This window comes from Methanobacterium sp. (assembly GCF_016217785.1).
Lineage (GTDB): Archaea > Methanobacteriota > Methanobacteria > Methanobacteriales > Methanobacteriaceae > Methanobacterium.
In genome coordinates this window covers 1-25,329 of record NZ_JACRGA010000001.1, presented here as the reverse complement: position 1 = coordinate 25,329, position 25,329 = coordinate 1, and the positions used below count along the sequence as shown (strand labels likewise).

Below are 25,329 nucleotides of genomic sequence, written 5' to 3'. Positions count from 1 at the left end.
ATAATATCCATTTGTATTTAATTTTAACCGCCTTCAGATGTATTTATATCATCTTTAAGTAGTGGGATCCTTATATTTAGATGTGATATTTAATAAACCACAAATTCTTTGTGAGTAAATTTTATTCTATATGGAATAAAACCTTTATTAAAACTTTAGATTAATATGGGGTTTAAATAGCATATAATGTGCATCAAATATTAATCAACCCCTTAATTATTGCCCCAATAATGATAGAGTAGGTTACATTAATCATGGTTCCCGCTAAAAAATATAGAGAATTCTTTTTAATATCCTCCTCTCGGATAATAGTTTTGGCTGCAAATATTATAGCAAGGGCAATGTAAGCATCAAGAAGCATGAAAGTTAGTATCAGTATGTTTTCACATTTTCCAATAATAAAACCAGTATCCCATTCCTTTTTCTCAGCAATTTTTCCCTTCTCTGCACGGGAAAGGATGAATCTAATTATAATTCCACTGGTGGCAATTAAAAACAGATACCCCGCAATAATGATAACTATTTTAAGTTCCAAAATCATGTTGATCCCATTCTTAATTCTTTTAATGACTGGTTAAGTTCTGCTTCCATTTTTTTAATTTCCTTCCAGTTGGAAGACATAAGGTGATATGAAACAGTCTGCTGAGATATACCCAGTTTGCTGGCAACTTTCCTCTGATCACCCCATCTTTCATAGGAGTGAATAATCTCTAGCTTCGCAGAAGACCATCTTTTCTTTAAAAGATAAATTAGGTTTATGTTATTGGTAATGAGTATGTCCAGTATTTTATTACTTGTTGACATGTTAAATATTAATTTTTCTTTTTTAAGATCCATTATCAGTTTAGAGGCCTGGTGGAAGGCAGGACCATCCATCTGTGAGATATCTTTAGTCTCGAAACCTGTATCAATTTTACCGTTAACCAAGACAAATCGGATTTTTACAGGGTATAAATCATTGGAAATCCCATCAATTATATCATAAAGCGGTGCAAGGTTTCCCAAAAGGCAACCGATCTCATCTGATCCCTTTATAATCTTCATCTCAGCTATAATATTATCATTATGGGCTTGATTAATAGCATCACAGGCTTTCATGAGCTTTTTCTGAAATTTGGCTCTATTTTTAATCTTTTTTGATGAGACGATATCTCCCAGTAACACATGTCCTTCCCTGTTCATGAATTATATTATAGTTCCCCACATATATAAATACAAGGATATTCTCTGTAAATAATTATACCAATATATATTTTGTATAATGGGTTACTACATTATTTTAAGTAATCATCAAGGTCAGGACTAAATTGAGAAATCAATATATCAGATGATGGCTAAAGCCACATGGATCTTAAAAGTTATATCAGTTAATACACCTAATTAAAGCCATGAATAAATTAAAACCTATCTTAACTTTCCGTATATTTTTAATTCTCATAATTATCACCTTAAGCACCATTCCATCATCTTTTGCATGGAGCTGGGATACTCACTCCCAGATCATAGACACTGTTTACCAGGGGTTACCGTCTGATGTGCAGAAGAACCTCAACCTGGAGTTAATGAAAAATGCATCTAACGACCCTGATGAAAAATTCAAAGACTTCACCTACCACAGCTATCCCAAAAGCTATGAAAAAGCTAAAATATGGCTTGATAATGGAAAAGCTGCCTACGACAAAGGGGACTATGATGAAGCTAGCACTGATTATGGAATTGCCTCCCACTATATATCCGACACCTTCTCTGCACCACACTGCGTGAGCAAGGAAGCATCCTCTGATCACAGCAAATATGAAAAACAGGGAACCAAACTCAAACCAACTGCCACTAACCAAGGCGGAGAATTGAAAACCTTAATGCAGAATGGTTACACCCAGGGCGGGACCAGCTGGAATCAATGGCTGGAAACTAAAGACACTAATATTGTACAGAATAACCTCAATGATGCCGCATCGGTTTCATTATCCGCCATCAGTAACAGCATAAATGTTAATGCCACCACCAATTCCACAACCAGTACATCTAACGATGTATTATCCTCGTTATATGAATTAATAATGAGTTTCATTCCGGAGGATAATAACTAAATCCCCGGCGATAACGACTAAAAAAAATGGATATTTGAAATATTCATGAAAATTAAGTGATTTTTTGTTATATTAATATAACATAAACTCCAATTTGGGATAAGTTTTAGATTTATAGCAAATATACTATGATATTATAGTAAAGTTACTTTAATTCTTTTTAACCCATATTTGCCATTAAATAAGGATTATATACTAAAAAGAGCCATAATAATAAATATAATAATCTTTAATGATTTTAGGGGTGAGAAAAATGAGGGTTGATTACAAAACTACTATAATAATGTTAATTTTGGCTTTAAGCATCATCATGGTATCTGGATGTACCACTGATAACTATAAAACTTTTGACAAAGCGGGTCTGTCATTGCAGTATCCTGGAAACTGGACCCAGATCAGTGCTCCAGCCACTGACCAACAACTGGCAAACCAGTCTGGTTTTAATATAACCGGAGTTTTCATTGATGGTAAATCCATTGACAATTACACCTTCATCATGGAGATTGGTGTGGGCAACATCACCAACAGTAGTCTCACTGCCGTCGCTGACAATCTGAATAACAATTACATAATAAAAGAAGCAAATCAGGCCCCCTTCGTTAACAGAACAAGCCTTAAAAACGGTTACGAAGCCATAGTTTACACCTATAATGCCACTGGAGCCTCTTCACACCTAACAGTATTTGCAACCACCTATGTATTCACCAAAAACAACCAAACAGCTTACTACATTATATTCGCAACTCCCAGTAACAATACAGCCGAAAATCAGAAAACAATACAGAATATCGTGGACTCAATCACTATAAAGTAAGGGTTTCCACCTTACCTTTTTTAATTAAATTCATTATTTTCACACAAATTTTTATCTCCACAATAATTTCATTATGAACATCATACCAACAATAGATTATTATTTTAAAATATAGATGGATAGAATTGAAATACCTAAGGAAATTCGGGGAAGTGAGTTAACAGTTATCTAGAGCGTTTTCTTAAATAGTTACACCAATATTAAGTGATTTCATCCATTCTTTTATGGGTTTCTAATTCTTTTATGGATTTCCATATATGGGGACTTAAAAGATTGTTGAAAATGGTGCTTCTGGCTGTCTGGTTATATAATATGAGTTTTATAAGCTCTTCTATGGTTTTTTTATTTTTCCAGGAATCAAAATGGGCTTTATATCCTTGATTAACCAATTTTTCCAATTCATTTCTGTTATGTCCACTATCCTCGTACTCGTATATGTGGTGGTTGGTCTTCCAATCTTCTGGACCGATTTTACCCCTCTGGGACATATCTTCCCAAAGTTTTGTCCCAATAAGTATGTCCAATATATTCATCTGAATTCCGTGCGGTTTCAATTGGTGTATAAAATTGATAGTTTTCTTTAAATCTTCCATTGATTCTACCGGGGCACCTAAAATGAAGGAAGTAATAACGATCATATTCGCTTTTTTTGCGTTTTCAACAGCTTTCATGGTCTGTTCTGGTGTTATCTTTTTATTATAATAGTCCAGTGCATGCTTCGACCTGCTCTCTGCTCCAAAATATATCACATCAAAGCCGGCATTTTTCATCTTTTTCAAGAGATCTGGAAATGCTTTATCGACCCGACCCTCGCAATAGAATTTCATTCTGATTCTTTCCTCTTTGATGAGTTCACATATTTCCTCTACCCGTTCAGGCTTATATGTGAAATTATCGTCTACAATCACTAGGTTTTTAAAGCCGTCATCAGAAAGCATCTGCATTTCATGAATTACATTCTCTGCACTCCTGTAACGAAGATTTCTACGCGAAAATGAAGCACAAGAGCAGTAAGAACATCCAAATGGACAGCCCCTCGAAGTGCTCATGGTGGTTAATTTGCCGAACATCAGAGGTATGTTATGGTAAGTGTATCCATATTCCACATCTTTAAGGAGGTTTCTATCAGGGAAAGCAAGATTGTCAAGGTTTTTGATTAAAGCAGGTGGGTTAGTGAAATAGTGGTCTTCATCAACAAAACTTATCCCTTCTACTTGGGACGGTTGAATGTCATTTTCAATGCATTCGAGAAGTTCTACAATGGCCCTGTCGGCCTCACCTTTAATAACGTAATTTACAAAGGGATATGTTTTTAATATTTGTTCTGCAGCAAAAGTTGCGTGATATCCGCCCATAACGATGGTTGTGTTGGGCAAAACTCGTGATACCTCCTGGAGCACTTCAATGGAGTTAATAAAGGAGTGAGTCGATGTATTAAGTCCTAAAATATCTGGATTTTCTTTTTTGATTAATTTTAAGAGCTCAACTTTAGTTAAGTTCATACAAAACGCGTCTACTACCTTAACATCATCACTTCTGTGCCTTTTGAGGCTGGCAGCCAGATACAGTAATCCCAAAGGGGGCCACTTCTCGGCAGTGTTACCAGGTGGTGTCGAGAATAGGACTTTCATATTGACCACATCCAACAATTGCTAAGGAACTTCTAGTTTTGTTTCTGAATGGATTTTTAACCACCAACGATATAAATGACATAACATTGTCTCTTCCAAAACCTAATATAATAATTATGCACAAATTACACTCAAATCAAACCCAAATCTCTCAATCGTATCTGTTTATTCCCTGGTGATCATGTATAGTTATTGTAAGTGCTACTAATTGAATTATGTTGATAAAGAACAATTGAAAATTAGGTCTTGTAAAATCAGATTGATGTATTTGAAATGGTATTACCGGGATTATTAGCTAGGGCTATTATTATCCTGGTTTTACTTGGAACGATTGGCACAGCCCAGACTATATTAAATACTCTTATATGCGGGTATAGATGTAAATCTTCTTGAGATTAATGTTTTGGATGAAAGGACGGTTGGAAAGAAAACCATAATAAGATTATCCCCCAGACATGAACTATAACATTTTAAATCCTTTTAATAGTAAATACTTCTTTTCAATGTTTCGTGGAATATTTATTCCCTTTTATCAGAATAAATTAAAAATCATGTAAATCAACATTAATTATTAAATGGATGAGGATGTAATTAATTATGTGAAGCTCAGTATCATAATACCAACGTACAATGAGGAGGAATACCTTCCAAAACTCCTTTACAGTATAAAAGAACAGGAGTTTAATGACTATGAGATAATTGTAGCTGATGCAGGTTCCATTGATAGAACAAGGGAAATTGCCGAATCATACGATTGTAAGGTTATTGATGGAGGGTTGCCTTCCTTGGGCCGGAATAATGGAGCTAACATAGCTTTAGGGGAGTACTTACTATTTCTGGATTCAGATGTGGTGCTTTCTGCAGGTTACCTTGAATCTGCAATTGAAGAATTTGAGGAAAATGAGCTTGGAATTGCAATTACACAAATAATACCTTTAAGTGACAGAAGCATAGACAAGATTCTCCATAAATTTGCAAACTTTTTTATGAAACGTGTGGAATCCATAAAACCACACGGTGCAGGATGTTGTGGGATATTAACCACTAAAGATATTCATGAAAAGGCTGACGGCTTTGATGAAGGCATGGACTTTGGCGAGGACAGTGATTACATTGAGAGAATTGGAAAGATATGTTCCTTCAAAGTATTGAGAAATCCAAGACTCCTAGTTTCTACCAGAAGACTTGAAAAAGAAGGATTAAAAGATCTGGCATTTAAATACACTAAAAGTACTATTTACGATTTTAGGGGTAAGAAAATCAGTGCAGAGGAATTGGACTATAAGTTTTGTCATAAAAAGAATTAACAAACAGTTTAAATACTATGAAAATTAATCGATATTCACATTTAATTTGTGATTAAATTATGTTTTCAAGAGCACAGTAGTTTTTTTTTAGTGATGCTTTTTATGAGTCTTATTTTGTAGGATAAGAGTCTTCCACAAGTTTTATAGCCTATGGAAGAGAAGATATCCTTGGTGCCAACTAACATAATGGATATATCCGCTGCAGCCATTTCAACTCATCCCCTATTTAAGAATCAATGTATAGGGAAACCATCTAACTTTTTCTTAAATAAAAAAAATATTTTCTTAAATAAAAAAATAGGTTAAAATTAATTTCATCCTAAAACTCCGCCGCTTTTAGTGTAACTGGACATATCCTTTGTCTTATTTTCCCCACGGATGAAAAAGGCCGTGTGTATCACCTGGTCATGGTAAGTTAAGGATGAACCCACCACTCTGGGTCCCTCCAAGCGATGATCCCAGCCATACCCCACTGATTTGTGCTTTTCACCCATGGACAAGCGCACTTCATCCAGAAATGAACGGGCTTTATCCCGGCCATTAAATCCACCTTCACCTTTTTCCTCCTGAATTAATGCTTCCAGAGCATAGCTTTTAAGGAGTTTCCTGTGGAGAATGTAGTAGGCAATCCCACTGGATATAATATCCATACCCATAACCTCTCCATTAACCATAACCAGAATTCCCTTTTGCCCCTCCTGTACTGGGAATGAACAGTTATACATTTTTAGATCTTCCTCCCTGGAGAGGTAAACATCCTGCATGGCCCTGGTCCTGGAACTGACCCCGGCATCTTGAGCCATATCATCTATCTCATTCCAAACCATCCTCTGGTCAGAGCGAAACTCCCCCTGCCTCTGCAGTGATTCATTAACTGATGCAGATTTGGATCGGCGCACCCTGTAAGAGGCCACATTCCCGGACTCCCTGAATTTCAGAGAGTTATAACTCCATCTACCCTGCTCAGTGCAGCTCACCGGGATCACTGTTTCGCAATTGGGTTTCAGCAATATAGTGGTGTTCAGCACACGGTTCTGCTTGGCACCCACCAGTTCCTCCCCATCCAATAATAAAACAGGAACATTAGCCCGGTTAATTACATTTAATTCAGGAACTGAAGCAATATCATCGATTTCAGTCACAGTTAAAAGATCGGCATCCAGTGCTTCCTTGAGGGTGATGTAGAGAGAGTCATTCCCACTGTTAAAAAGAGGGAAAACTGACATGCCCTTATATTCCTGGACTTCCCCTAATTCCACCTGGTAAATGTAATCTGCTATTAATTCATCCAATTAAACCATCTCCTCTTTTTAGTTTCTCCCTACCTTTTTCGCCTTTAATTCCTGATCTTCCATTGCGGATCTGATTTTCTGTTTTAAAACCGCGTGGTCAACTGGTTTTTTTAGGAGTGCATAAGGAACTGTTTTAGCTGCTTCTCTCAGGATGTGCTCATCATCCTGGCCAGTTATATAGATCACTGGGATCCTTAAACTCCTGATCCTCCGGGCAGCCCCAATCCCATTTAATTTTCCTTTAACCCCAATGTCCATTATAATAAGGTCAGGTCTAATCCGGAATGATTCCCTAACTGCCTTTTCCCCTGATGAAACAATAGGTTCCACTGTGTAACCCCATTCTTCCAGTTTTCTTTGAAGACCCAGGGCAATGACACCCTCATCCTCCACCACCATTATCTTAAAATTAACCATTTTCATCTCCCCTCTAAAGCTAATTTAACAGGTACTTTAAAAAAATAAAAATAAAAATAATGGGAATTTTTCAAAAGAATATAATTACGGTGTTTATCAGACAGATATAGTCTGGTTGAATATATTTCCTTTATCACTACCACCAGAGAAACTAGAATCATAGAGCAAAACCTGTACTTTTGCTGGAGTTCCTTTCTGATACAGTGACGCTGTACCTCTTGCCTTTATGGTTTGACCGGCTTTGGCATCGTTGATATTCCAGGCTAGAGGACTACGGTCTATAACTGCCCCACTTGAATCATACCAGACCAGTACCATTTCTAGATAACTGGTGTCCTGCTTAGGTACAATGTCACAGGTTACGTAATACATACCGTAACCTTCAGATGACACCTGGAGATTAGTAACATTCACTGAATTCTTATTTCCGGAACTGGTACAACCACTTATGACTACAACAGAAAGTATAGCCAAAACTACTAATATTAAAGCCTTCTTTTTCATAGCAATCCTCCTATTTTTATCCAAGGATGAAAATCATTTCCTAAAAAATTATTTCCTAAATATAGCTACTAAACCTGCAATAAGGAGTAAGATGAACCCCAACACTCCGAAAAAAGATATGCTTATTAATAGCCATATAGAGCTTATTATTAAGATTATTCCTCCCCATTTTGCATTTCGAGTAACATATATAGCCCCAACAATTCCAAGTACTGAAGCTAATATGGCACTAAATCCCAACTCAGGGATAAAAAGTAGAGCAAAAATCCCACCAAATAAACCAAATATACCACCAACAAGACCTAAAGCTAGTTCAATGGTTCTAGATGTTTTTTCTCCTTGAATTTCATTTTTCTTGGTTTCATTTACGACATTTTTTTCCATTATAATCCTTCCATTTTTTTATATTGAACCTTCCCATAGTGGCACATATCATTCATATTATGATTATTCTATATAAATGTTAATGTTTATCATTAACAAAGTAGTTAAAATACTGACAACATTATGGTAAACCAAACATACGTAATATAAAAAAGGTCAGTCAATCATTCAAATACTCACTCAGCATCAAAACACTAATATACAGGTTAAAGGAGAATTAAATGTAATAATCAATATAAAACCTTAACAATTCTACCCGTGGTAAAATGGAAAACACCTTAATATCAACAATTTATTCCCTGGAGCCGGTAATGGCCTGCATTACTCAGTTCTCCCCTAATAAAATCATTCTCCTGAGGGAGGAGGATGCTCCGGATAAAATAAAAGAAGCAGAGCGTATGCTGCAGGAAACTGTGGGTAAAGTCCTGGAAATAGTGGCTGTACCCACCAGTATCTACAACGTGGTTATGGTTGCCCGGGACACAGCAGAGATAATAGAAGAAGAGTATGCCCATGGAAGAAACATCGTGGTTAACATCAGTGGCGGTCGAAAACCACAAGCCCTCGGGGCTCTCTTTGGGAGTTACGCCCGTCATGATATGGTTGAAAAAATCGTCTACATCACCGAGGAAGATAAGAACATCATCGATCTGCCCATACTAAACTTTGGAATATCCAAAACCAAACGGGTAATCCTGGAGGAGTTGTACGGTGGTGAAAACAACGTCAGGAACCTTTCCACCAAGATTGGTATAAGCAGGGGAATGACCTACAACCACATACGTGAACTACGGGAAATGGGCTTGATTGACCCTAAAGCATTTAAAGTTACCAGTGCTGGTGAATTAGCCATTATTTAATTATAACCATCCAGATTATGTAATTAGAACTCCCTATTTAATTATTATTAATGGAATTATTATTTATGGGATTTTTTTAAATTATAAATTTAATCCCTTAATGATTTAGTCCCTAATGTTTAATTCATCAAATTTCTGCCCCATAATCATTATTTTCGTGAAATCTTGTTCCCATTTTAGAACCCCATGTGAAGTTTAGAACTCCCCATGTTTTTAGAAAAACTTATGTAATACTAATAAGTGACATAAATATTAATAAAGTAAGATTTTAAATACAATGGATAATAAGGAGTTAATCATTAAATGAATGGGGGTTGGGAATTTGGTTAAATTTTTACACACTGCAGACTGGCACCTGGGAATGAAATACAGCCGGTTAGGTGAAAAAGCTGAAAAAGCAAGGGATATAAGAGTAAAAAGCGTTAAAACACTATTGGATCATGCGCGTGAAGAGAATGTTGATTTTGTATTGGTGGCGGGTGACCTTTTCGACAGTAACGATGTGGATAAGAGACTTTTAAACACTGTTTCTGAAATACTCCAGCACACCCCAGTACCCATTTACATCATTCCCGGTAACCATGATCCTCTCACCCTCGACTCATTATATTGGGATCCAGTTTGGGAAACCTTAAATAATGTAACGATATTTAAAGAATCCAAACCCTTCACCTTACCCCACCATAACGTTACCATCTACCCCTCTCCAGTCAGCCAGAAACAATCCAAGAAGGATCCCACTGACTGGATTAAAGTTAATGGTTCTCCGAGTAAGATCAAAACTAATGGATCAGAAACTGAAATTAAAAGTTCAGAAACTGAAATTAAGAGTTTAGAGAGTGAAATTAAGATTAATGATTCTCTAAGTAACGGTAAATATCAAAATGCCAGAAATGAAATATCCATTGGCCTGGCCCATGGGAACCTGGCTATTGAAGGGTATATAGACAATCCCAACTTCCCTATAAATCCCAATCGTGTTACCATATCAGATCTGGACTATCTAGCCTTGGGAGAATGGCATTCTTTCCGTACTTTCCAGGACTCAGAAGGTATCAACCGCACCATATACCCTGGAACACCTGAAACCACTAAATTTGGTGAAGAAAATAGTGGAAAAGCAGTCATTGTTGAGATCGAAACCCCACATTCTGCACCAGTTATTCAGGAACTTGATGTAGGCACCCTTGTCTGGGAAAAACATAAACTGGAAATTAATAGCAGGGCTGATGCAGAGACCTTGCATCTTAACATCCAGCAAACACTCAACCCCCAGAACAGGGTTTTATCCTTAAACCTCACAGGAGTCACAGACCAGGACACCATAAACTACCTGGAAAACTTTCCCAGCCAATTCCAGAACAAATTCATGCACCTGAATATTATAAAAGATGACTTATTCCTTAAACCCAACCTTTTGGAGCTTAAAGCACTCCTCCCTGAGGGGGCTGTGGTTAACCAGACCTTTGAGGCCCTGATGGCCTTGATGAAAACCCAGCCAGAAATGCAGGAATACTCTGATCTGAACCCAGAACGCACCAGGGAAATATTCAGCGAACTCAAGGGTAAAGATGTTATGGAGGGACTGTCACCTGAAATCATTAACCGGGCATTCCTTTTAATGTACCAGATGATCCGGGAGGCAGCACCATGAACATCCAAACCATCCAACTGGAAAACTGGAAAAAATTCACCGAACCCGTGAGTATCCAGCTAAAAGACGGTTTAAACGTATTATACGGCCCTAATGAAAGTGGTAAAACCACTCTAATTGACTCCATCATCACCACCTTCTACTCCAAGCACACCAGTAACTCTCAGAAGATAAAAAATCTGAAACCATGGGGCACATCCCTCCATCCCAGAAGTAGTATAACTTTCACCAAAAATGGTCAGGAATACCGTATCAGCAAAGGATTCCAGGAAAAGAAGAGTTTACTGGAGAAAATGGACCAGGGATCCTGGATGAGAATCGCTGAAGGGGACAAGGCAGATAAACAACTCATAGAACTGGTGGGTGGTCAAATGCCCACCCGGGGTGACACCAAACCAGAATACTGGGGTCTGGGACAGACACTGTGGATGGTACAGGGAACACCCATCATCCAGGAAGAACTCAACGATGAAACCCGTTCCTCCATGCAGAAAATGGTAGGGGCCACCATTGAATCCGAAGAAGAAAAAAATGTCCTGAAAGAGATCAATTCCAGATTCCTGGAAAATTTCTCCCCTAAAAAGAAGGAACTAAAAAAGAAAAGCCAGCTGGGAATCCTAAAGGATGAAATAGCCCGTTTAAAAAATGATCTGAACGCTTCCCAGGAAAATATCAACAAAAAGGAAACCCTGATGAGAACCCTGGAAGATAACCAGATAATATTTGGAAAAAACAAAGCTAACCTGGAAGCTGCACTTAAAGAAAAAGATGAACTGGATGAAAAGGTTAGCGAAGCCAATGAGCATCAGCGAAACCGGGAAAAACTGGAAAGTGAAATCAACAAACTAAGAACTGAATTCCAATCATCCAAAGAAAGGGTTGATGAAATTAATAAGAGTAAAAATGAAATTAACAGAATAATTAAATCCAATGATGAAATTAATCTCCAGTTAGACCCTTTAAATGCCGAATCTTCAAACTTAAACCAGAAGATGGAAGATAACACCAGCACGGTTAGAGGTTTAGATGAGAAGATCAGCAGCTACCTTGAAGAAAAGAGGATCGTGGGAATAGCCCACACTGCAGTTATGGATGAAATGAGTTTAGATGGGAAGGAAAATCAGTTAAAAGAGATCACTGACCTTAAAGAAGATTACCAATCCACTAAAGAAAAGTTTGATTCTATTTTAGTACCTGGTGAAAAAGAATTCAGTAAAATTGAAGAACTATCTCAGGATATTCGTGATGCAGAAACCAGTCTTAAAGCCATTGGTTTGAACATTAAGACCACCACACCCCAGAGAATGTCTGGTGAGATCGTCCTGGACCACGATAAGGAACAATTCAACTTGGAAGGTGAATCTCAAACCTGGACAGCACATCAATCCGTGAAAATAGTAATTGACCAGGTAGGAGAAATTGAGGTAACAAGTGGCAGCCAAGATGTGCAGGGAATGAAGGAAACCCTTGAAAAAATCAAAACCCAGTACCAGGAACTGATAGATCCTTACCCTACCAGTGACTTATCCCAATTGAAAAGTTTAATGAATCAAAAAGAATCTCTGCAAACGGATCTTAAATGGCTCCAGGGACAGCTGGATAAAAAGGATGAAAAGGGCGAAAAGGGCATTTCAAATGAAATTTTAACCCTAAAAAATAGGATTAAATCAAATTGGAATAAGATCCCATCTGGATCTGTTTATTCAGAATGTGAAGGTAAAGATAAATCAAGAGTTAGAGAGGAGCTTTCTCGAAAGATTAACCAGATCGAAGATGTGATTAACCAGTTGCAAAAGGACCGGCACCAGTTAAGTGAGATCCTGGAAAATGATAGGAAAACTGTTAAAAACACCACCAATATCATTGTGGAATTAAAAACGCAACTCCACGGTAATAACCAGCGCAAAGAAGAGATTGAGAATAGATTAACCAGGTTAACTGAAGATGGAAGATCCATTGAAGAACGGGACTACGAATTAAACCAGCTTTCTGTTAAAATCGAACAAAAAGAACGGGCCTGGAATGTTTATCAGGATGAAATAGAGGAAATTGAGGTAAGACCCTTAAAAACCTTTGAAGGTTTGAATAATAGGGTGAAAAGACTGGATGATGAAATCCGCAAACAGGAAATCAGTCATGCCGGGATGGAACGGGAGCTTTCCATGCTCATAGCCCAATCAACAGATTCCAGTGTGCTCTCCGAAAAATTAGCACAACTGGAATTTAAGGAAAAAGAACTGGAAACTGAAGTTGCAGCCATTAAACTGTTATATAGCCTCACTAATTTCTACCGGGATAACACCATCTGCAAAATCAGCCAACCCCTGGAAACAAAGGTGACCGAGGACATGGATAGATTATTCGGCCCTAAATATGCCCTTAAATTCGATTCAAAGATGAAGCCAGAATCTATACAGGCCAGTGGCCAGGAAGCATCACTGGATATTCTTTCTTTCGGGACCCAGGAACAGGTATGGTGTCTTTTCCGACTGGCACTGGGAAGTATCCTCTCCAGTGGAGAAAAACAGCTGGTGGTCCTGGACGATCCTCTGGTAAACACTGACCCGGTGCGGATGCATCATGCTCGGGAGATACTGGAAGAAAATGCACGCAATATGCAGGTTGTGGTGGTTACCTGTGATGTGGATAAATACGATTCATTATCTGGAGCCAACTTCATTTCCATGGATGAAATTAGACCCATGAATGTTAAATAGGAGTGAATAAAAAACTGGATTATATAAAATAAGATTGAATACACTTTCAACCCCATACCCCACCTTTTTCTATTCTTAACTTAAATCAATATAATTAGTTCCGGACCCTCAACATTCCCACACCATCCTATTCCTGAAATAACAATTTTAGTATAAGTCCTTCGGTTTATTAATCTTAAAATTCATAGAATATGTTAGAAACTGAGGATTTAAAATAATGTTAAAGGATTTAAATAACGTTAAAATATGGGATAAAAAAGATGAAGAAAAAAGATAAATCAGCTGTAGTCCCTTATTTGGATAAGCGCCTTATCAGACGGCTTCGTATTTACACCTTAGTAATGGTTATCATGCTAGTGGTGATAATATTTGAGGTTTTACAGGGCGCCTTTAGCATTGCCTGGGCCGTTGGTGGTATACTCATTGGTCTGGGAATCGGGACCCTGGTAAGCCGCATGTACCGCCTCAGCTGGGATGAAGACACCAGCCAAGTAATAAGCAGGATCGACTGGATCGGTGCAATAATCCTGGTGTGTTATCTGACCTTTGTATTCACCAGAACACATTATCTGTCCTACTGGGTGCATGGGACCCCATTATTGGGCCTGGTATTCAGCCTCACCGCCGGTACCATGCTTGGCCGGGTGCTGAGCACTGAACACGGTATAAAAAGGATACTTAAAACATGGGATGTTTTGGACTTTAGAAAATAGACAGACCCAAACATTTTATATTGACTTCATACTCAGAGTTCATACTCATTTAATACAAAAAATTCACAGTACAATTGATGGAGAGAAAATCTTTCACTTGTTCAAAATTATGTTAGAGATAATTCAAAATTTTATTTGAGATAAAATTTTTATTCATAAATAAACTAAATAAATATCCAGGGGTAAAAAAAATGTTGGATTTTGGTTTAACTGACAGTAAAAATATGGATAATTATCACACTAAATTCCTGAATGAACTCAAACCAGGGGATGAAATAAGGGGTGAAATTGTAATTGGAGAGTTTCAAAAAAGTCCCATGGGAAAAAGGGAAGTGGCAGAATTCTACGTTATAATAACCGATTCCGGGAAACTTAAAAAATGGGTTTGTGAATTTGTTACCCCTTATTATCCAGAAACCGATAACATCTACGGTGAAAATGGTGGTTTGTTCTACACCTTCATTGATAGCTTGAACCATAGGGTGAATAAAACACCCCTAAACTGGCAGGATAACTATTCTGTGAATTTCAGTAGATTCAGAAAAACAGTGAACCAGCACATCTCTAGCATCACCCTGGAAGCAGTTCCCCCGGTTAATTCTGATGCTAAAACTGTTAATATAATGGTGAAAGATGCGGTGGTTAAAATTGAATCCAAAAAACGTTCCCCTGCAACCATTTATGACCTGGCACAGGAGGACCCTATAATTCTCATGGCTTACTCCCATCTGCGCAACAAAGGTGACCGGATAACCGTGAAGAACATTGCCTTTGAACTGAAATCATCCCTTGATGATGGGAATATAACTAAAAGTGCCTATCAAAATGCTCTGGACCAACTGCACAGGTTAAAGCCTTCGGTTGATTTTCAGTAACAAAATTTGTACATCAAAAAAATAAGTTCAGTAAAAAATGAGGGCACAGATCATAATAATGATTATTTAATATAAATCTATAGCTAAGGGTTCAGTTGTACGTAACAACTCTATTATTCTTTTTAAAAAATTTACTGCAGATTTTATCCCTGATTCTACTTCTTCTTTAGTGGGTTCAACCTGGAAAGAGTATTGTCCTGCGTGACGGTTGTTTCTCATACGGTCAAAAAGAATTATCCAATTTTCCTCCAATAATCCTTCATTCTGGTAGGCTTCAAGATATACTCCAATACAGTAATGGCTTTTTTCGCGCACACCATCTCGATATAACACTGCCCTTGCTGCATGAAAGAATACCAAATATGTTGAAAGCTGTGCTGAGCTATATGCACTCCCCTCAATATTTTTATGAGACTCCTTTAACCATTTATATGATTCCTGAATAGAACGCTCACTCTTAATAAGTGAAGGTTCAACTTTCAGGAGTTGTCTTCTTCGAAAACAGTTCTCAAGTGCATTCAAAAAGGTTCACCTTCCAGTAACAATGAACCTATCTGTAGAGAATGGTAAAAAGGAGGATCTGTTTTTTTCATCTGTTCCAGTTTTTCTGGTGTTAAAATCAATATATTCACCTCAGAATTGGTATTATTTTTGATATTTTTATATAACTGATTCATTTCATCCTCCGAGGGGTAATTGACCACTTTAATCCATATATCCACATCACTGAGCTCTGTGTTGGTGCCAGATGCCCAACTTCCATAAAGACCAACAGATTCAACCCATTTAGGACTAATTTCATCCCATTTCAACTGTTCCAGACTAAGTAGTATTTTTAAAGCTCGTGTTCTAGCATGATTAATGAGGTAATATGTCTGTTTTTTCCTGTTGAGAAAATTCTCCGCTTTCATAGTCTTGAGGTAACGTGACACCATACCCTTGGATACTCCAGTTTCTTGGGTGATCTGGGAAACTGTAATCTTCTTTTTTTTGAGTACGGTTTCCAGTATTTTCATCCTTTCTGGGGTTTTGAATAAATGGAATAACATCAAACATAGTATAATGTTTACAGATTATAAACTTTTTGTTTATGATATGTAAACATAATGTTTACAGTATGTAAATAAATTAGCTGACATTATCATTAAAGCCATTATTCTTATTACTTTATGTAATAATATTATATAAATTTATTATTAATTTAGGTCTATTATTTAAAAAAAATAAGGGTAATTTAAATTTATTGTTATGGATAAAACCCCAATATTTAGTTCAATGGCTACTTCTAAGCTGTTCTTCCTTACTTTTAAGTCCGGTAGCCAGTAAGGTCATGGCCACTGCTATCAGCCCTATGAAGAGATATGCGTACTGGTATCCCACCAGTTCCCCTGCATAGGATCCAATGAAGGCTCCCACCAGGGCTCCTCCCACCAGTTGCCCAATACTGGTTATGATATTTAAGAGGGCCTGTCCGGATGCTCTTTCAGATGGTGGGCTTTCCACCAGCATGATGTAACGGGGAGGTGAGCCTATAGTGGTGCTCATACCCACACCAATGAGGATGCTGGCTGCGATTAATATGTAAAATGTTTCAGAGAACATACTGGCGGTAAAAAGTCCCACAGCCATAGCCAAGGACCCGATAAGCATGATATTCCTGGAACCGAACTTATCCAGGAGTCTTCCAATGACTGGAGCACCCAGTGCCATGGTCAGTACCAGGGGTACTAACATGAAACTGGCCTCCTGTGATGAAAAGGCTAAGGATGTGATAACAAAGGCCGGGATGAAGACTGTGGAGGCCTGCACCAGTCCGGTTCCAACCATTATACTATTAACCAGTTTAACCTCCCTGCTCCTGAAAAGGTCAACCTGTATAAGTGGATTCTGGGCTTTATTTTCAATCTTCCAGAGGATTGGAACAAATATCACACTTAAAACCAGGTAGGGTAACACATCCCAGGATAAGATGCTGCTGATGAAGTTGTTGGTGTCTATCTGGTTGATTCCATAGGCCAGGAATGTCACCGTAACTCCCAGTAAAATTATGCCCAGCCAATCGAAGGTGATTCTAGGATTTCTCTCACCCCTGGGGAGGATGTAGAGACTTCCAACTATAACTGCTATGGTTATAGGGAGGTTAATAATAAACAGCCACTGCCAGCCATACTGGAGAAGTAAACCTCCCAGAAGGGGCCCCATAACACTGGACCAGCCCCATACTGAGCTGAGGATCCCCAGTGCACCTCCCCTTTTTTCTGGGGGGAATATATCACCAATGAATGCATTGGCCACCGGGAAAATTCCACCGGCACCCAGACCCTGAATAGCCCTTCCCACAAGGAGCATTTCAAATGAGATTGAGGATATGGTTACAACCGAACCAATGGTGAATAAGAGGATGTCCAGGATGTAAACTGCTTTTCTACCATAAATATCAGATAATTTGGCCATTACTGGTGTTCCCATCATGAAAAACAGTATATAAATGGTGAACACCCATGAAAGGATTCTTTCATCCACAGTGAAGAATGATTGGATGCTGGGGAGTGCTGGGCCCACGATCCCTATATCCAGGGACCCCATGAAGACACCCACAAAGAGGAGAATTAGTATGCGATTCTGGCCCTGATTTACCATAAGAAGAAGTACTGATTTATAATGTAAATAAGTATCTTTTGTAAACTAATGCTGATATTCAATAATAATCAGTATTAGTACTGGTATAACAAATTAATATAGTGTAATTATATAGATTTAAATCCATTAATCAATGATTTTGTTGTATTAATATAACTTAATAGTAGTGGGAAATATTAATGATATCAAATTACATAAAAGAATAATACAAGTGTATTGTATTTATAATCTATATCGCTATCATCATAAATCTAAATCTTAAACTGTAAAATTCTTAAATTTTTTAGTGGGGTTGTGGGTTTTATGAAAATACAAAGAGGAAGTCTATTCCGTCCGGAGAAGGATCACTACAGTATTGCAGGCATATTATTATTGATTGGTGCTTTCCAGTTTTTCATGGCAGTTAACCTGGCAGAAACCCAGTTTCCAGGATACAGCACAACCATGAACACTCTCAGCCATCTGGCTGGAACTGTTCCACCAGTGGAGCCTTCAGCTACCATCTTCAACATCAGTGCGATATTAATGGGAATTTTAAGTCTAGCCAGTGTTTATTTAATTTTAAAAAGTGGAGGATGTAGGCTTTTCTCCACATGTCTAGCCATAGCATCTACATGTGCAATAGGTGTGGGACTGTTTCCCAGCTACACTGGCAATTATCATATATTCTTTGCCAGTTTAACCTTCATTTTTGGTAGTTTAGCTGTGCTATTCTCTTACCGTCTTGGTTTGAACATTCCCATGGTAATAGTGTCCCTGGTGGCTGGTTTCACATCTCTCATTATTATCATCTCTGGACTGGTATGGGGACTGGGCAATCCAATCATTACTTTTCTGGGTCCGGGTGGTGCAGAAAGATTCGTTGCCTACCCGGTTCTATTATATCTACTGGCCCTGGGAGGTTACCTCACCAGCAGAGGAAAGGACTGGGTAAAGATAAGATTTACTCAAGGGTACTTCTAAATAAATTTTTTAGACTCTCTAATTGGCATATCCAGTGAATCATTGCAATTGTCTCATAAAAAACAGTATTCTAAATAATTCTCATAGATTATAGGGAAATATTGGAAAATATAAAAACAAAAGGTTTAATTATCCCCTACACCAATGTATAATATAGATAAAATTGTTTTTTTTCATTAGCCAGCGGTAACATATTATTAAAATATGTTTTTTGGGATGTGGATATGAACATTTTAATTATTATAATTTATGAATTAAGCAATTAATTCGAAATAAGATAACTTTGGAGGATTGGATTTAATGAATGACCATCTGATTGAATCTCAAATACATACTAAACCCTATAAAATGACTTTACAGCCCCAGTTGCTCCGGAAGGATCAGTTGAATGTTTTAAATAAAAATATCATGCCCCTGCTAAAAAGGCAGGGAATTGAGCTAAAAGATGTGGGGGAGTCTTTTAAAACTCTTTTAAGCCCATTACGAATGGAAAGGATTAAAGAAAACAGGCCATTCTATCTAATTCTTAAAAGCAGTTCTCACAGCAAAAAACCAGTAACTGTACTCATAAACACTGCTGCTAAATAAGAGTTAAGAACATAAATTTTTTTTTAAATCCCTGATCTACATTTTTCAATATATTCCAATAATTCCCTGCCCAGATCAGAGTATATGGTAAGTCTGCTCAGGTCCATTGGAACATGCAGTCTCTGTAGTCGGAAATAATCCCCATCGGGTGCCTCGTAGGGACGGATAAAACATTTCATATCTAATCAAACATTTTATGTATTTGATTGATCTATTTTTTTTTCCAATAAAAATCTGTAGTGTTCCAGGAGAATTCATAAGGTTTTAATTGCCCATAATATCCTAATTATCCTAGTGTTTCTACCCAGATTCCTAATGGGTCCTGGTTTTTTCTAAATACCACATATTTTGATGGAAATTACCCTTAATTAGTTATAAGAATTAGAAAATAAAATAAAGGAGTTAGGAATAAGAAAATATTTAGGAAAAATTTATGTCATCTGAAAAAATCATTTTGATAATGATGTTGGGGATTTCATTATTCATGGTAGTTATTTCTGGCTGCACCACCCTGGAAGGGGATTATGAAAATAGTATTTTGAGTTTAAAATTCCGGAAAACTGGACTGTGGACAATTCAATTCAAGTGATGCCCTGGTCAGTTTGAAATCCGTGATTTCAGGGGATACTTTGATTTATATTCAAAGTAGTGATGTAGAACCTGCTGAGATTATTGAAGGATACATTAGTAATTATCCAGTGGAGTACCCCCGTTTTGAGGTGCTTAAAAGAGAACCCGTGCAGGTTAATGGTCGGCAGGGTGAAAAACTGGTTTATAAAAACAGTGCCACCAATGATTATTTACTGGTAGGTCCAGATTACGTCTCATCTGTGGTGGTTTTTTCAAAAGATAATAAGACTTATATCGTCAGCTCCAGTGAAGTCCTGGTAGATGCCTATTATTCCCATGTGGAACCAGCCATGAATGTTGTGGTTGGATCACTCCGGATTAAAGGTAACCTAATGGGTTCCTGAATCAACTATCGCTTCTTAAATAAATCAAGTATTTTTTGGATAAATGCAGAATAATACGTGCTGAGAATAATACGTACTATTTATTAAATGTAAAATAAAAATCATTTATAATAAAGAATAAAGTCTGAAAAACTGAAATATTATACTAATTGAAAGTAATGATGTTAATTTAAAAGTAATGAGGGGATATGTATATGGAAAATTCACCAGATGTTTGTATTGCATGTAATGCACAGATTCACCCCGGATCAAATTTTTGTACAGAGTGTGGTAAAGCTGTAGAAGAAACAACACCAGAGACTGTTGAAGAAACTCCAGAAGAAACTGTAGAAGAAGTAGAAGAAACTGTAAAGACTATCCAAGAACCTTTAAAAGAGGAAATCTTAGAAGAGACAATCCAAGAAACTGAAAGTTCACAAACCATCGTTAACTGCCCCCAGTGCAACGCTGAACTAACACCCGAGGACAAGTTCTGCACTGAGTGCGGAGCTAAAATAGAAGCCATCACTAACTGCCCTAAATGCAGTGCTCCCATTCAACCTGGCACCAAATTTTGCACTGAATGCGGTACCAATATCAATGAATATGAAACAGACACACCAGTTACCCGCGTTCAAACAGGTAACGTGCAAACGGATATCCCCGCAGCAAATATTCCTCCAAAAGTGACGGCTAAAAGCAGTAATGATCCAATGGATGAACTTAAGGAAACCGGCATAGGTTTAATGCAGGATGTGGAGAAAACCGGAAAGGGTTTAATGAAAGATCTGGGAGGTTTCCTGGACAAATCTTCTAAAAAATCAAATAATACTATTAAACCAGCAAAAAAGGAACAGCACTTTTTAGTCTGTGATAAGTGTGGCGGATACTATGAACTTCAGAAAGGAGAATCTCCAGAAGACTTCTCTGATGAATGTGAATGTGGTGGCCACTTGGAACATAAAAATCAACATCCCTGATTATTCATCATCCCTCACTGTGTGTGTAAAATGCCCTCTGGTATCGTCTATCCACCCCCATACACGATCCAGATGGTGCAGTCCACATCACATGCCTTTTAATAACATGAAGCTTCAATTATTTTCCATGTCCAGGGGTGCACTTGCCAAATTCACAACTGTCAAATTAATTAAAGCATCATCAAAATCTATCACTAAAATTAAATCCACCACTAAAAAATATTCTGACTTCAATAACCATCATTCCCTCAATGAAAAAGTTGGATTACTGTGAATAAAATGGGATTTTTCGATAAATTAGAGATTTTTCGATGGTGGGCTCAGGATAAAGATAATATTAGAATTCCTTTACTAACGATTTTGATTATTTTTTCTTTAACTAAATTATTAAAGTGTAATAATATTCATTTAATATGGAAATAATATCAATATTCATCAACATCTGCGAAAAGTTTATAACATTCATATCTTTAATTATTAATAATCATATCCATAGGGGATGAATGGTGTGACCTGTCAATTGACAATTCGTGCGGGGGATAATGGTAAGATCAGCCCAGAAGGAGAAGTTATAGTCGGAAAATCCAGTCATGTTTATCTTCATGCCCAACCAGAACCAGGTTACCAGGTGCAGATGTGGTATATTAACGGAAACCAATTATACGGTGGCACAAAACAGTTCCGTATTACTGCTGATGAAGATAAATTGGATATCCATGTAACCTTTTCAAAAATTTAATAATCCCCAATTCATTTTAAATCCCATTCGTTTAATCAAGATCTTTTTTTTAAGATCCTTTTTACTTCAAATTGAATTATTAACTTCAGATTGATAATTTTAACCAATAATTCATTGAGATCCTTTTTTACTCCAGAGAGTATTATTTAAATCAAATGATTCCCCTGGATAAATCAAGGAAAAAAGCATATAACAGTAAGCATAGATCATATACTGGTAAAGTTATATCCAATTTACAGGAGTCATCCTCATGTCCTCGGATTATCTTAAAAAAGACATTGAAAGGGTAGATAAAAAATTTAAAGAACTTAAAAATAAGGGTGAGCTTGAAGCCATTGAAAAGAAACTTGATTCTTTGGAGGATAACCCCAGCTCGAGTTCCATGGATGAAATATGGGTTCAGATCTACCGTGATGTCCTGGATTTGAAAAAAAAGAAGGAAAATAAGGATTAGTCACCAAATGAAGGTTTACTTTAATGATTTATATTTTAATTCACGATTTTTATTTGAATATTCTAATTTATAACAAGATTATCTTATAAACCCATGATTCCCTTATAAACTGGATTTATTCTATTTAAGATTAAACTGATTTACTTTTATTTAAGAATTTTTGACTGATCTATTTTACAAATTCATTTTCTCTGACTGAATTTTTTACCATTGCCCTGGGTAATTTCGCAGTTTTTCCCAGGAGGACTTTAATACAATTTATAAATTCATAACCCAACCCAATAGCCTGTTTTAAATCCTCAGGACTCCGGGTGGATTGGAAATAGTGTTGGTCCTGATAATAAAGATTTAACATGATATTCAATACATCTATACACTCTTTTCCTAGATTTCCATCTTCGCAGTATTTTTCCAGGTAATCAATTAGAAATTGAGGATTTTCCACAATGACACCATCCCTCAATGTTACTGCTCGTGCTGCGTGAAGGCATGCAAAATAGGTTGAAACCCGAGATGAACGATAAAAACCACTTTCATAGGTTTTTTCGGCTTCTTTCAACCATATTTTCGCTTCTTTAAGGGATAAAGCACTTCTTAATGGAGAAGGCTCCACCCTCTTGAGATGACCCTGATAGTACAATTCATCAATTTTGTCCAAACATACCACCATTTTTAATAGAAGATAATATTGCGTTAATTTATTAACAAAGACTACGGTAGAACCATAATCTGATATTAATACTTGTTCAAAGGTTATATTAAATATTATTCCCAGATGAAATTGTTAAAGTATTAGGGAAACCATTCTTTTTTCATTGAGATATCTTAAGGATGCCTATTTAAGATTTAAACGGGTTGGACTCATTAGGGGCATCTTTTTATTAGGTGTTAATCATATATTGCCATGGCAACTTATTGAGGTGTTATATTTGAATAAAAAAATCACTGTAATAATAGGAGTAGTAATTTTAATCATAATAATGGCCTTTGTTTATAATATAGTGGCCTCTGGAACACACTACAGTAGTAAAGATAGTGAAGGGAATGAGATTTCCTTTAATTATCCCAATGGATGGGCATTCCAAGAACGTACACCGGGTACACTGATACAGGGAGAAAAAAACAGTACAGATAATTCTACCTACCATTCAGTGGTCACCATTAGCAAAATCTCTTTAAATGGAACCTCATTGGAACAGGTTAAAAACAATGATATCTACTTTAAGACCGGTAAAGTATTCAATGAAACCAACCGTACTGTAGACGGAACTCAAGCCTCGGTAATTGACATTGAAGAAATGGCAGGTCCAGAAAGGGGTAAATTAGGTGAAGTTAAACTGGTACTCTTCAGTAAAGATAATTACATTTACACCATATCATTTGTTACTGGAGGGTCACTGGAGAACCTGAAGAGTGATATTGACCATATATTGAACAGTTTCCACACCGGAAAATAAAAATTTTAAATTTAATTTTTTTTTAAATTTCTTATTTTATTAAAACTTCATTAAATCATGATTATTTTAACTGGAAATTTTCTTTATAACCATGGAGTCTGCAACATTCTGGTAAGCATCCCGATATTTCTGTGCATCGAAGTTCACGATCATGGTTTTAACATCAGTATATTCTGAGGTTAAAAAAACATAACTACATACTTGAAGACCGTCCTCTATTTTAATCCCTGATTTATCAGCGATGGTTATGCTTTTTCGTTTAGTGAAAGATGATAAGTCTGTTCTGTTACTTTTACAATAAAACACTTCCCCCACAAGGTTCTCGATGTTGGTACTGGAACTGTTGTAAATTTCCAGCTTACAATGGGTACTGTTGGAGTTATCCATCACAACCAGGTCTGAAGGATACTGGAATTTCACCCACTCGTTTTCAAAACTTCCCCCAGTGCTGGTTTTATTAACAGTTGCCGTAGTTCCAGTGATATCTGTACATCCGCTGACGACTATAGTGCTTAAAATAAGGATTAATATCAGTGATAGGTAGTTTTTCGTTTTAAATCCCTCACATTAAATTATGTATTATATTTACAATATTGATGTTATTAAAAGTTAATCCACATATCAGTTTAAAAAGTTTAAATCTATATTTTCTTGATAATCATTCTATAAATATCCATTCTAATCTATAATCGTTCCAATTCTTCTTTATAAATCATTTCAGGCTTTATCAAATGTTTTTTCCCAGTTAAATGCTTTAGTCTTTCCCCACAATATATGAATCCTTTCAAAAATCAGGAATAAATAAAATAACATCATGAAATAAACTATTTAAAAAAGATGGGAGTCAACAGTTGCTCGATTGCAACTGTGACCAAATATTAAATTTTACGAGTTTTAGCCTGTTATCACTGTTGATGATGAACTGTGACTGGTTGCATAATATCTCTGGGCGTAACCATTACTCCTGTAATCGTAATCAACCCAGCTGTTACCATTCCACACTTCAACTGAACGATGGTTGGATGAGTAGCTGTTTGCGTACTGAACTATGCGTGCTCTTGTACCTGATGAAGTTAATGAACCGTATAGTGCTGCACTGTTATCCCAACAGTCACCTGTTCCTTTTCCACTGCTCCAGCTGCTACTGTAAGATCTGCTGTAGCTGCGTACTGCAGTTGCATAGGTTTTTTTGGTATTAGTTGATTTGCTTGAAGTGTAACTAGTGTCACTGGTACTTTCTTCACCGGCTGCAGCCTGGACCTGTTCCAAATATTTGTCCCAGTTTTCCATGGCCTTT

General features: G+C 36.9%; 30 protein-coding genes and 1 pseudogene. 16 read left to right on the top strand and 15 right to left on the bottom strand.

Features of this window, described 5'->3' with window-relative positions:
* Positions 1-193: 193 nt before the first annotated feature.
* Both HY987_RS00155 and HY987_RS00150 read right to left on the bottom strand, forming a co-directional pair.
* Positions 194-541, bottom strand: a complete 348-nt coding sequence (locus HY987_RS00155; RefSeq protein ID WP_292754127.1) for a hypothetical protein — start codon at positions 539-541, stop codon at positions 194-196.
* Positions 538-1,182, bottom strand: a complete 645-nt coding sequence (locus HY987_RS00150; protein WP_292754125.1) for a SatD family protein — start codon at positions 1,180-1,182, stop codon at positions 538-540. The genes HY987_RS00155 and HY987_RS00150 overlap by 4 nt, the downstream gene beginning before the upstream one ends.
* A 206-nt stretch (positions 1,183-1,388) precedes the next feature.
* Between HY987_RS00150 and HY987_RS00145 the strand changes: the two genes are divergently transcribed.
* A complete protein-coding gene (locus HY987_RS00145) occupies positions 1,389-2,090 on the top strand; it encodes a zinc dependent phospholipase C family protein (RefSeq protein WP_292754123.1) in 702 nt (233 codons plus the stop codon).
* 253 nt (positions 2,091-2,343) lie between these two features.
* On the top strand, positions 2,344-2,904 hold the full coding sequence (locus tag HY987_RS00140; protein WP_292754121.1) for a hypothetical protein: 561 nt from the start codon (positions 2,344-2,346) through the stop codon (positions 2,902-2,904).
* A gap of 200 nt (positions 2,905-3,104) precedes the next feature.
* On the opposite strand, the gene HY987_RS00135 is transcribed toward HY987_RS00140, so the two are convergent.
* Positions 3,105-4,535: a radical SAM protein gene (locus tag HY987_RS00135; RefSeq protein WP_292754119.1), complete on the bottom strand. Its 1,431-nt coding sequence runs from the start codon at positions 4,533-4,535 to the stop codon at positions 3,105-3,107.
* Between the two features lie 599 nt (positions 4,536-5,134).
* On the opposite strand from HY987_RS00135, the pseudogene HY987_RS00130 reads away from it, so the two are divergent.
* Positions 5,135-5,836 (top strand): annotated as a pseudogene (locus HY987_RS00130) (glycosyltransferase); the annotation flags it as partial.
* Between the two features lie 71 nt (positions 5,837-5,907).
* On the opposite strand, the gene HY987_RS00125 reads toward HY987_RS00130, so the two are convergent.
* The 5 genes from HY987_RS00125 to HY987_RS00105 all read right to left on the bottom strand — a co-directional run bounded on the left by HY987_RS00125 (position 5,908) and on the right by HY987_RS00105 (position 8,439).
* Positions 5,908-6,051 carry a hypothetical protein gene (locus HY987_RS00125; RefSeq protein WP_292754116.1) on the bottom strand — a complete coding sequence of 48 codons (144 nt, stop codon included), beginning with the start codon at positions 6,049-6,051 and terminating at the stop codon, positions 5,908-5,910.
* A 105-nt stretch (positions 6,052-6,156) separates the two neighbouring features.
* Entirely contained in the window at positions 6,157-7,134 is a 978-nt protein-coding gene (locus HY987_RS00120; protein ID WP_292754114.1) for a DUF6569 family protein, read from the bottom strand.
* An 18-nt stretch (positions 7,135-7,152) separates the two neighbouring features.
* Positions 7,153-7,551, bottom strand: coding sequence for a response regulator (locus HY987_RS00115; protein ID WP_292754112.1), 399 nt, complete (start codon positions 7,549-7,551; stop codon positions 7,153-7,155).
* A 96-nt stretch (positions 7,552-7,647) separates the two neighbouring features.
* On the bottom strand, positions 7,648-8,055 hold the full coding sequence (locus HY987_RS00110; RefSeq protein ID WP_292754110.1) for a hypothetical protein: 408 nt from the start codon (positions 8,053-8,055) through the stop codon (positions 7,648-7,650).
* Positions 8,056-8,103: 48 nt separating this feature from the next.
* A complete protein-coding gene (locus tag HY987_RS00105; RefSeq protein WP_292754108.1) occupies positions 8,104-8,439 on the bottom strand; it encodes a hypothetical protein in 336 nt (111 codons plus the stop codon).
* A gap of 266 nt (positions 8,440-8,705) precedes the next feature.
* Between HY987_RS00105 and csa3 the strand changes: the two genes are divergently transcribed.
* The 5 genes from csa3 (at position 8,706) to HY987_RS00080 (ending at position 15,258) form a co-directional block, all read left to right on the top strand.
* Entirely contained in the window at positions 8,706-9,299 is a 594-nt protein-coding gene (gene csa3, locus HY987_RS00100) for a CRISPR-associated CARF protein Csa3 (RefSeq protein WP_292754106.1), read from the top strand.
* A 322-nt stretch (positions 9,300-9,621) separates the two neighbouring features.
* Complete coding sequence (locus HY987_RS00095) at positions 9,622-10,953, top strand: exonuclease SbcCD subunit D (RefSeq protein ID WP_292754104.1); 1,332 nt, start codon at positions 9,622-9,624, stop codon at positions 10,951-10,953.
* Positions 10,950-13,670, top strand: a complete 2,721-nt coding sequence (locus HY987_RS00090) for an AAA family ATPase (protein WP_292754102.1) — start codon at positions 10,950-10,952, stop codon at positions 13,668-13,670. The genes HY987_RS00095 and HY987_RS00090 overlap by 4 nt, the downstream gene beginning before the upstream one ends.
* A gap of 260 nt (positions 13,671-13,930) precedes the next feature.
* Positions 13,931-14,383, top strand: coding sequence for a hypothetical protein (locus HY987_RS00085; protein ID WP_292754100.1), 453 nt, complete (start codon positions 13,931-13,933; stop codon positions 14,381-14,383).
* 191 nt (positions 14,384-14,574) lie between these two features.
* Positions 14,575-15,258 carry a hypothetical protein gene (locus tag HY987_RS00080; RefSeq protein ID WP_292754099.1) on the top strand — a complete coding sequence of 228 codons (684 nt, stop codon included), beginning with the start codon at positions 14,575-14,577 and terminating at the stop codon, positions 15,256-15,258.
* A 66-nt stretch (positions 15,259-15,324) separates the two neighbouring features.
* Here the strand turns inward: HY987_RS00080 and HY987_RS00075 are convergent, their stop codons facing one another.
* The 3 genes from HY987_RS00075 to HY987_RS00065 all read right to left on the bottom strand — a co-directional run bounded on the left by HY987_RS00075 (position 15,325) and on the right by HY987_RS00065 (position 17,898).
* Positions 15,325-15,780 carry a HEPN domain-containing protein gene (locus HY987_RS00075; protein ID WP_292754097.1) on the bottom strand — a complete coding sequence of 152 codons (456 nt, stop codon included), beginning with the start codon at positions 15,778-15,780 and terminating at the stop codon, positions 15,325-15,327.
* Positions 15,777-16,274, bottom strand: a complete 498-nt coding sequence (locus tag HY987_RS00070) for a nucleotidyltransferase domain-containing protein (RefSeq protein ID WP_292754095.1) — start codon at positions 16,272-16,274, stop codon at positions 15,777-15,779. The genes HY987_RS00075 and HY987_RS00070 overlap by 4 nt, the downstream gene beginning before the upstream one ends.
* A gap of 256 nt (positions 16,275-16,530) precedes the next feature.
* A complete protein-coding gene (locus HY987_RS00065) occupies positions 16,531-17,898 on the bottom strand; it encodes an MFS transporter (RefSeq protein WP_292754093.1) in 1,368 nt (455 codons plus the stop codon).
* Positions 17,899-18,201: 303 nt separating this feature from the next.
* Between HY987_RS00065 and HY987_RS00060 the strand changes: the two genes are divergently transcribed.
* Both HY987_RS00060 and HY987_RS00055 read left to right on the top strand, forming a co-directional pair.
* The gene (locus tag HY987_RS00060; RefSeq protein ID WP_292754091.1) at positions 18,202-18,861 is read left to right on the top strand and encodes a DUF998 domain-containing protein; all 660 of its coding nucleotides are present in this window, start codon (positions 18,202-18,204) and stop codon (positions 18,859-18,861) included.
* A 300-nt stretch (positions 18,862-19,161) separates the two neighbouring features.
* Entirely contained in the window at positions 19,162-19,449 is a 288-nt protein-coding gene (locus HY987_RS00055; RefSeq protein ID WP_292754089.1) for a hypothetical protein, read from the top strand.
* A 23-nt stretch (positions 19,450-19,472) separates the two neighbouring features.
* Here the strand turns inward: HY987_RS00055 and HY987_RS00050 are convergent, their stop codons facing one another.
* Complete coding sequence (locus HY987_RS00050; RefSeq protein WP_292754087.1) at positions 19,473-19,628, bottom strand: hypothetical protein; 156 nt, start codon at positions 19,626-19,628, stop codon at positions 19,473-19,475.
* 450 nt (positions 19,629-20,078) lie between these two features.
* Here HY987_RS00050 and HY987_RS00045 point away from each other — a divergent pair, with 450 nt between their 5' ends.
* From HY987_RS00045 to HY987_RS00025, 5 genes are all read left to right on the top strand, one after another.
* Positions 20,079-20,423 (top strand): hypothetical protein, encoded by a 345-nt coding sequence (locus HY987_RS00045; RefSeq protein ID WP_292754085.1) that lies wholly within the window; start codon positions 20,079-20,081, stop codon positions 20,421-20,423.
* Positions 20,424-20,617: 194 nt separating this feature from the next.
* Entirely contained in the window at positions 20,618-21,382 is a 765-nt protein-coding gene (locus HY987_RS00040) for a zinc ribbon domain-containing protein (RefSeq protein WP_292754084.1), read from the top strand.
* On the top strand, positions 21,333-21,656 hold the full coding sequence (locus HY987_RS00035) for a hypothetical protein (protein WP_292754083.1): 324 nt from the start codon (positions 21,333-21,335) through the stop codon (positions 21,654-21,656). The genes HY987_RS00040 and HY987_RS00035 overlap by 50 nt, the downstream gene beginning before the upstream one ends.
* A 234-nt stretch (positions 21,657-21,890) precedes the next feature.
* Positions 21,891-22,121: a hypothetical protein gene (locus HY987_RS00030; protein WP_292754081.1), complete on the top strand. Its 231-nt coding sequence runs from the start codon at positions 21,891-21,893 to the stop codon at positions 22,119-22,121.
* 250 nt (positions 22,122-22,371) lie between these two features.
* Positions 22,372-22,575: a hypothetical protein gene (locus HY987_RS00025; RefSeq protein ID WP_292754079.1), complete on the top strand. Its 204-nt coding sequence runs from the start codon at positions 22,372-22,374 to the stop codon at positions 22,573-22,575.
* A 169-nt stretch (positions 22,576-22,744) separates the two neighbouring features.
* Here the strand turns inward: HY987_RS00025 and HY987_RS00020 are convergent, their stop codons facing one another.
* On the bottom strand, positions 22,745-23,233 hold the full coding sequence (locus HY987_RS00020; RefSeq protein ID WP_292754077.1) for a HEPN domain-containing protein: 489 nt from the start codon (positions 23,231-23,233) through the stop codon (positions 22,745-22,747).
* A gap of 271 nt (positions 23,234-23,504) precedes the next feature.
* Between HY987_RS00020 and HY987_RS00015 the strand changes: the two genes are divergently transcribed.
* Entirely contained in the window at positions 23,505-24,032 is a 528-nt protein-coding gene (locus tag HY987_RS00015) for a PsbP-related protein (protein WP_292754075.1), read from the top strand.
* 66 nt (positions 24,033-24,098) lie between these two features.
* Here HY987_RS00015 and HY987_RS00010 read toward each other — a convergent pair whose 3' ends face one another.
* Both HY987_RS00010 and HY987_RS00005 read right to left on the bottom strand, forming a co-directional pair.
* Positions 24,099-24,452 carry a hypothetical protein gene (locus tag HY987_RS00010; RefSeq protein WP_292754073.1) on the bottom strand — a complete coding sequence of 118 codons (354 nt, stop codon included), beginning with the start codon at positions 24,450-24,452 and terminating at the stop codon, positions 24,099-24,101.
* A 474-nt stretch (positions 24,453-24,926) separates the two neighbouring features.
* A partial coding sequence (locus tag HY987_RS00005) for a transglutaminase domain-containing protein (protein ID WP_292754071.1) occupies positions 24,927-25,329 on the bottom strand: 403 nt, incomplete at its 5' end.

Excerpts from the sequence above, each read along its gene's own strand:
- HY987_RS00140 (WP_292754121.1), top strand. The coding sequence starts at position 2,344 with ATGAGGGTTGATTACAAAACTACTATAATAATGTTAATTTTGGCTTTA.
- HY987_RS00150 (WP_292754125.1), bottom strand. The coding sequence starts at position 1,182 with ATGAACAGGGAAGGACATGTGTTACTGGGAGATATCGTCTCATCAAAA.
- HY987_RS00115 (WP_292754112.1), bottom strand. The coding sequence starts at position 7,551 with ATGGTTAATTTTAAGATAATGGTGGTGGAGGATGAGGGTGTCATTGCC.
- HY987_RS00025 (WP_292754079.1), top strand. The coding sequence starts at position 22,372 with ATGTCCTCGGATTATCTTAAAAAAGACATTGAAAGGGTAGATAAAAAA.
- HY987_RS00155 (WP_292754127.1), bottom strand. The coding sequence starts at position 541 with ATGATTTTGGAACTTAAAATAGTTATCATTATTGCGGGGTATCTGTTT.
- HY987_RS00085 (WP_292754100.1), top strand. The coding sequence starts at position 13,931 with ATGAAGAAAAAAGATAAATCAGCTGTAGTCCCTTATTTGGATAAGCGC.
- HY987_RS00125 (WP_292754116.1), bottom strand. The coding sequence starts at position 6,051 with ATGGCTGCAGCGGATATATCCATTATGTTAGTTGGCACCAAGGATATC.
- HY987_RS00145 (WP_292754123.1), top strand. The coding sequence starts at position 1,389 with ATGAATAAATTAAAACCTATCTTAACTTTCCGTATATTTTTAATTCTC.
- HY987_RS00035 (WP_292754083.1), top strand. The coding sequence starts at position 21,333 with ATGAATGTGAATGTGGTGGCCACTTGGAACATAAAAATCAACATCCCT.
- HY987_RS00090 (WP_292754102.1), top strand. The coding sequence starts at position 10,950 with ATGAACATCCAAACCATCCAACTGGAAAACTGGAAAAAATTCACCGAA.
- HY987_RS00080 (WP_292754099.1), top strand. The coding sequence starts at position 14,575 with ATGTTGGATTTTGGTTTAACTGACAGTAAAAATATGGATAATTATCAC.
- HY987_RS00135 (WP_292754119.1), bottom strand. The coding sequence starts at position 4,535 with ATGAAAGTCCTATTCTCGACACCACCTGGTAACACTGCCGAGAAGTGG.
- HY987_RS00040 (WP_292754084.1), top strand. The coding sequence starts at position 20,618 with ATGGAAAATTCACCAGATGTTTGTATTGCATGTAATGCACAGATTCAC.
- HY987_RS00110 (WP_292754110.1), bottom strand. The coding sequence starts at position 8,055 with ATGAAAAAGAAGGCTTTAATATTAGTAGTTTTGGCTATACTTTCTGTT.
- HY987_RS00070 (WP_292754095.1), bottom strand. The coding sequence starts at position 16,274 with ATGAAAATACTGGAAACCGTACTCAAAAAAAAGAAGATTACAGTTTCC.
- HY987_RS00065 (WP_292754093.1), bottom strand. The coding sequence starts at position 17,898 with ATGGTAAATCAGGGCCAGAATCGCATACTAATTCTCCTCTTTGTGGGT.
- HY987_RS00055 (WP_292754089.1), top strand. The coding sequence starts at position 19,162 with ATGAATGACCATCTGATTGAATCTCAAATACATACTAAACCCTATAAA.
- HY987_RS00105 (WP_292754108.1), bottom strand. The coding sequence starts at position 8,439 with ATGGAAAAAAATGTCGTAAATGAAACCAAGAAAAATGAAATTCAAGGA.
- csa3 (WP_292754106.1), top strand. The coding sequence starts at position 8,706 with ATGGAAAACACCTTAATATCAACAATTTATTCCCTGGAGCCGGTAATG.
- HY987_RS00050 (WP_292754087.1), bottom strand. The coding sequence starts at position 19,628 with ATGAAATGTTTTATCCGTCCCTACGAGGCACCCGATGGGGATTATTTC.
- HY987_RS00060 (WP_292754091.1), top strand. The coding sequence starts at position 18,202 with ATGAAAATACAAAGAGGAAGTCTATTCCGTCCGGAGAAGGATCACTAC.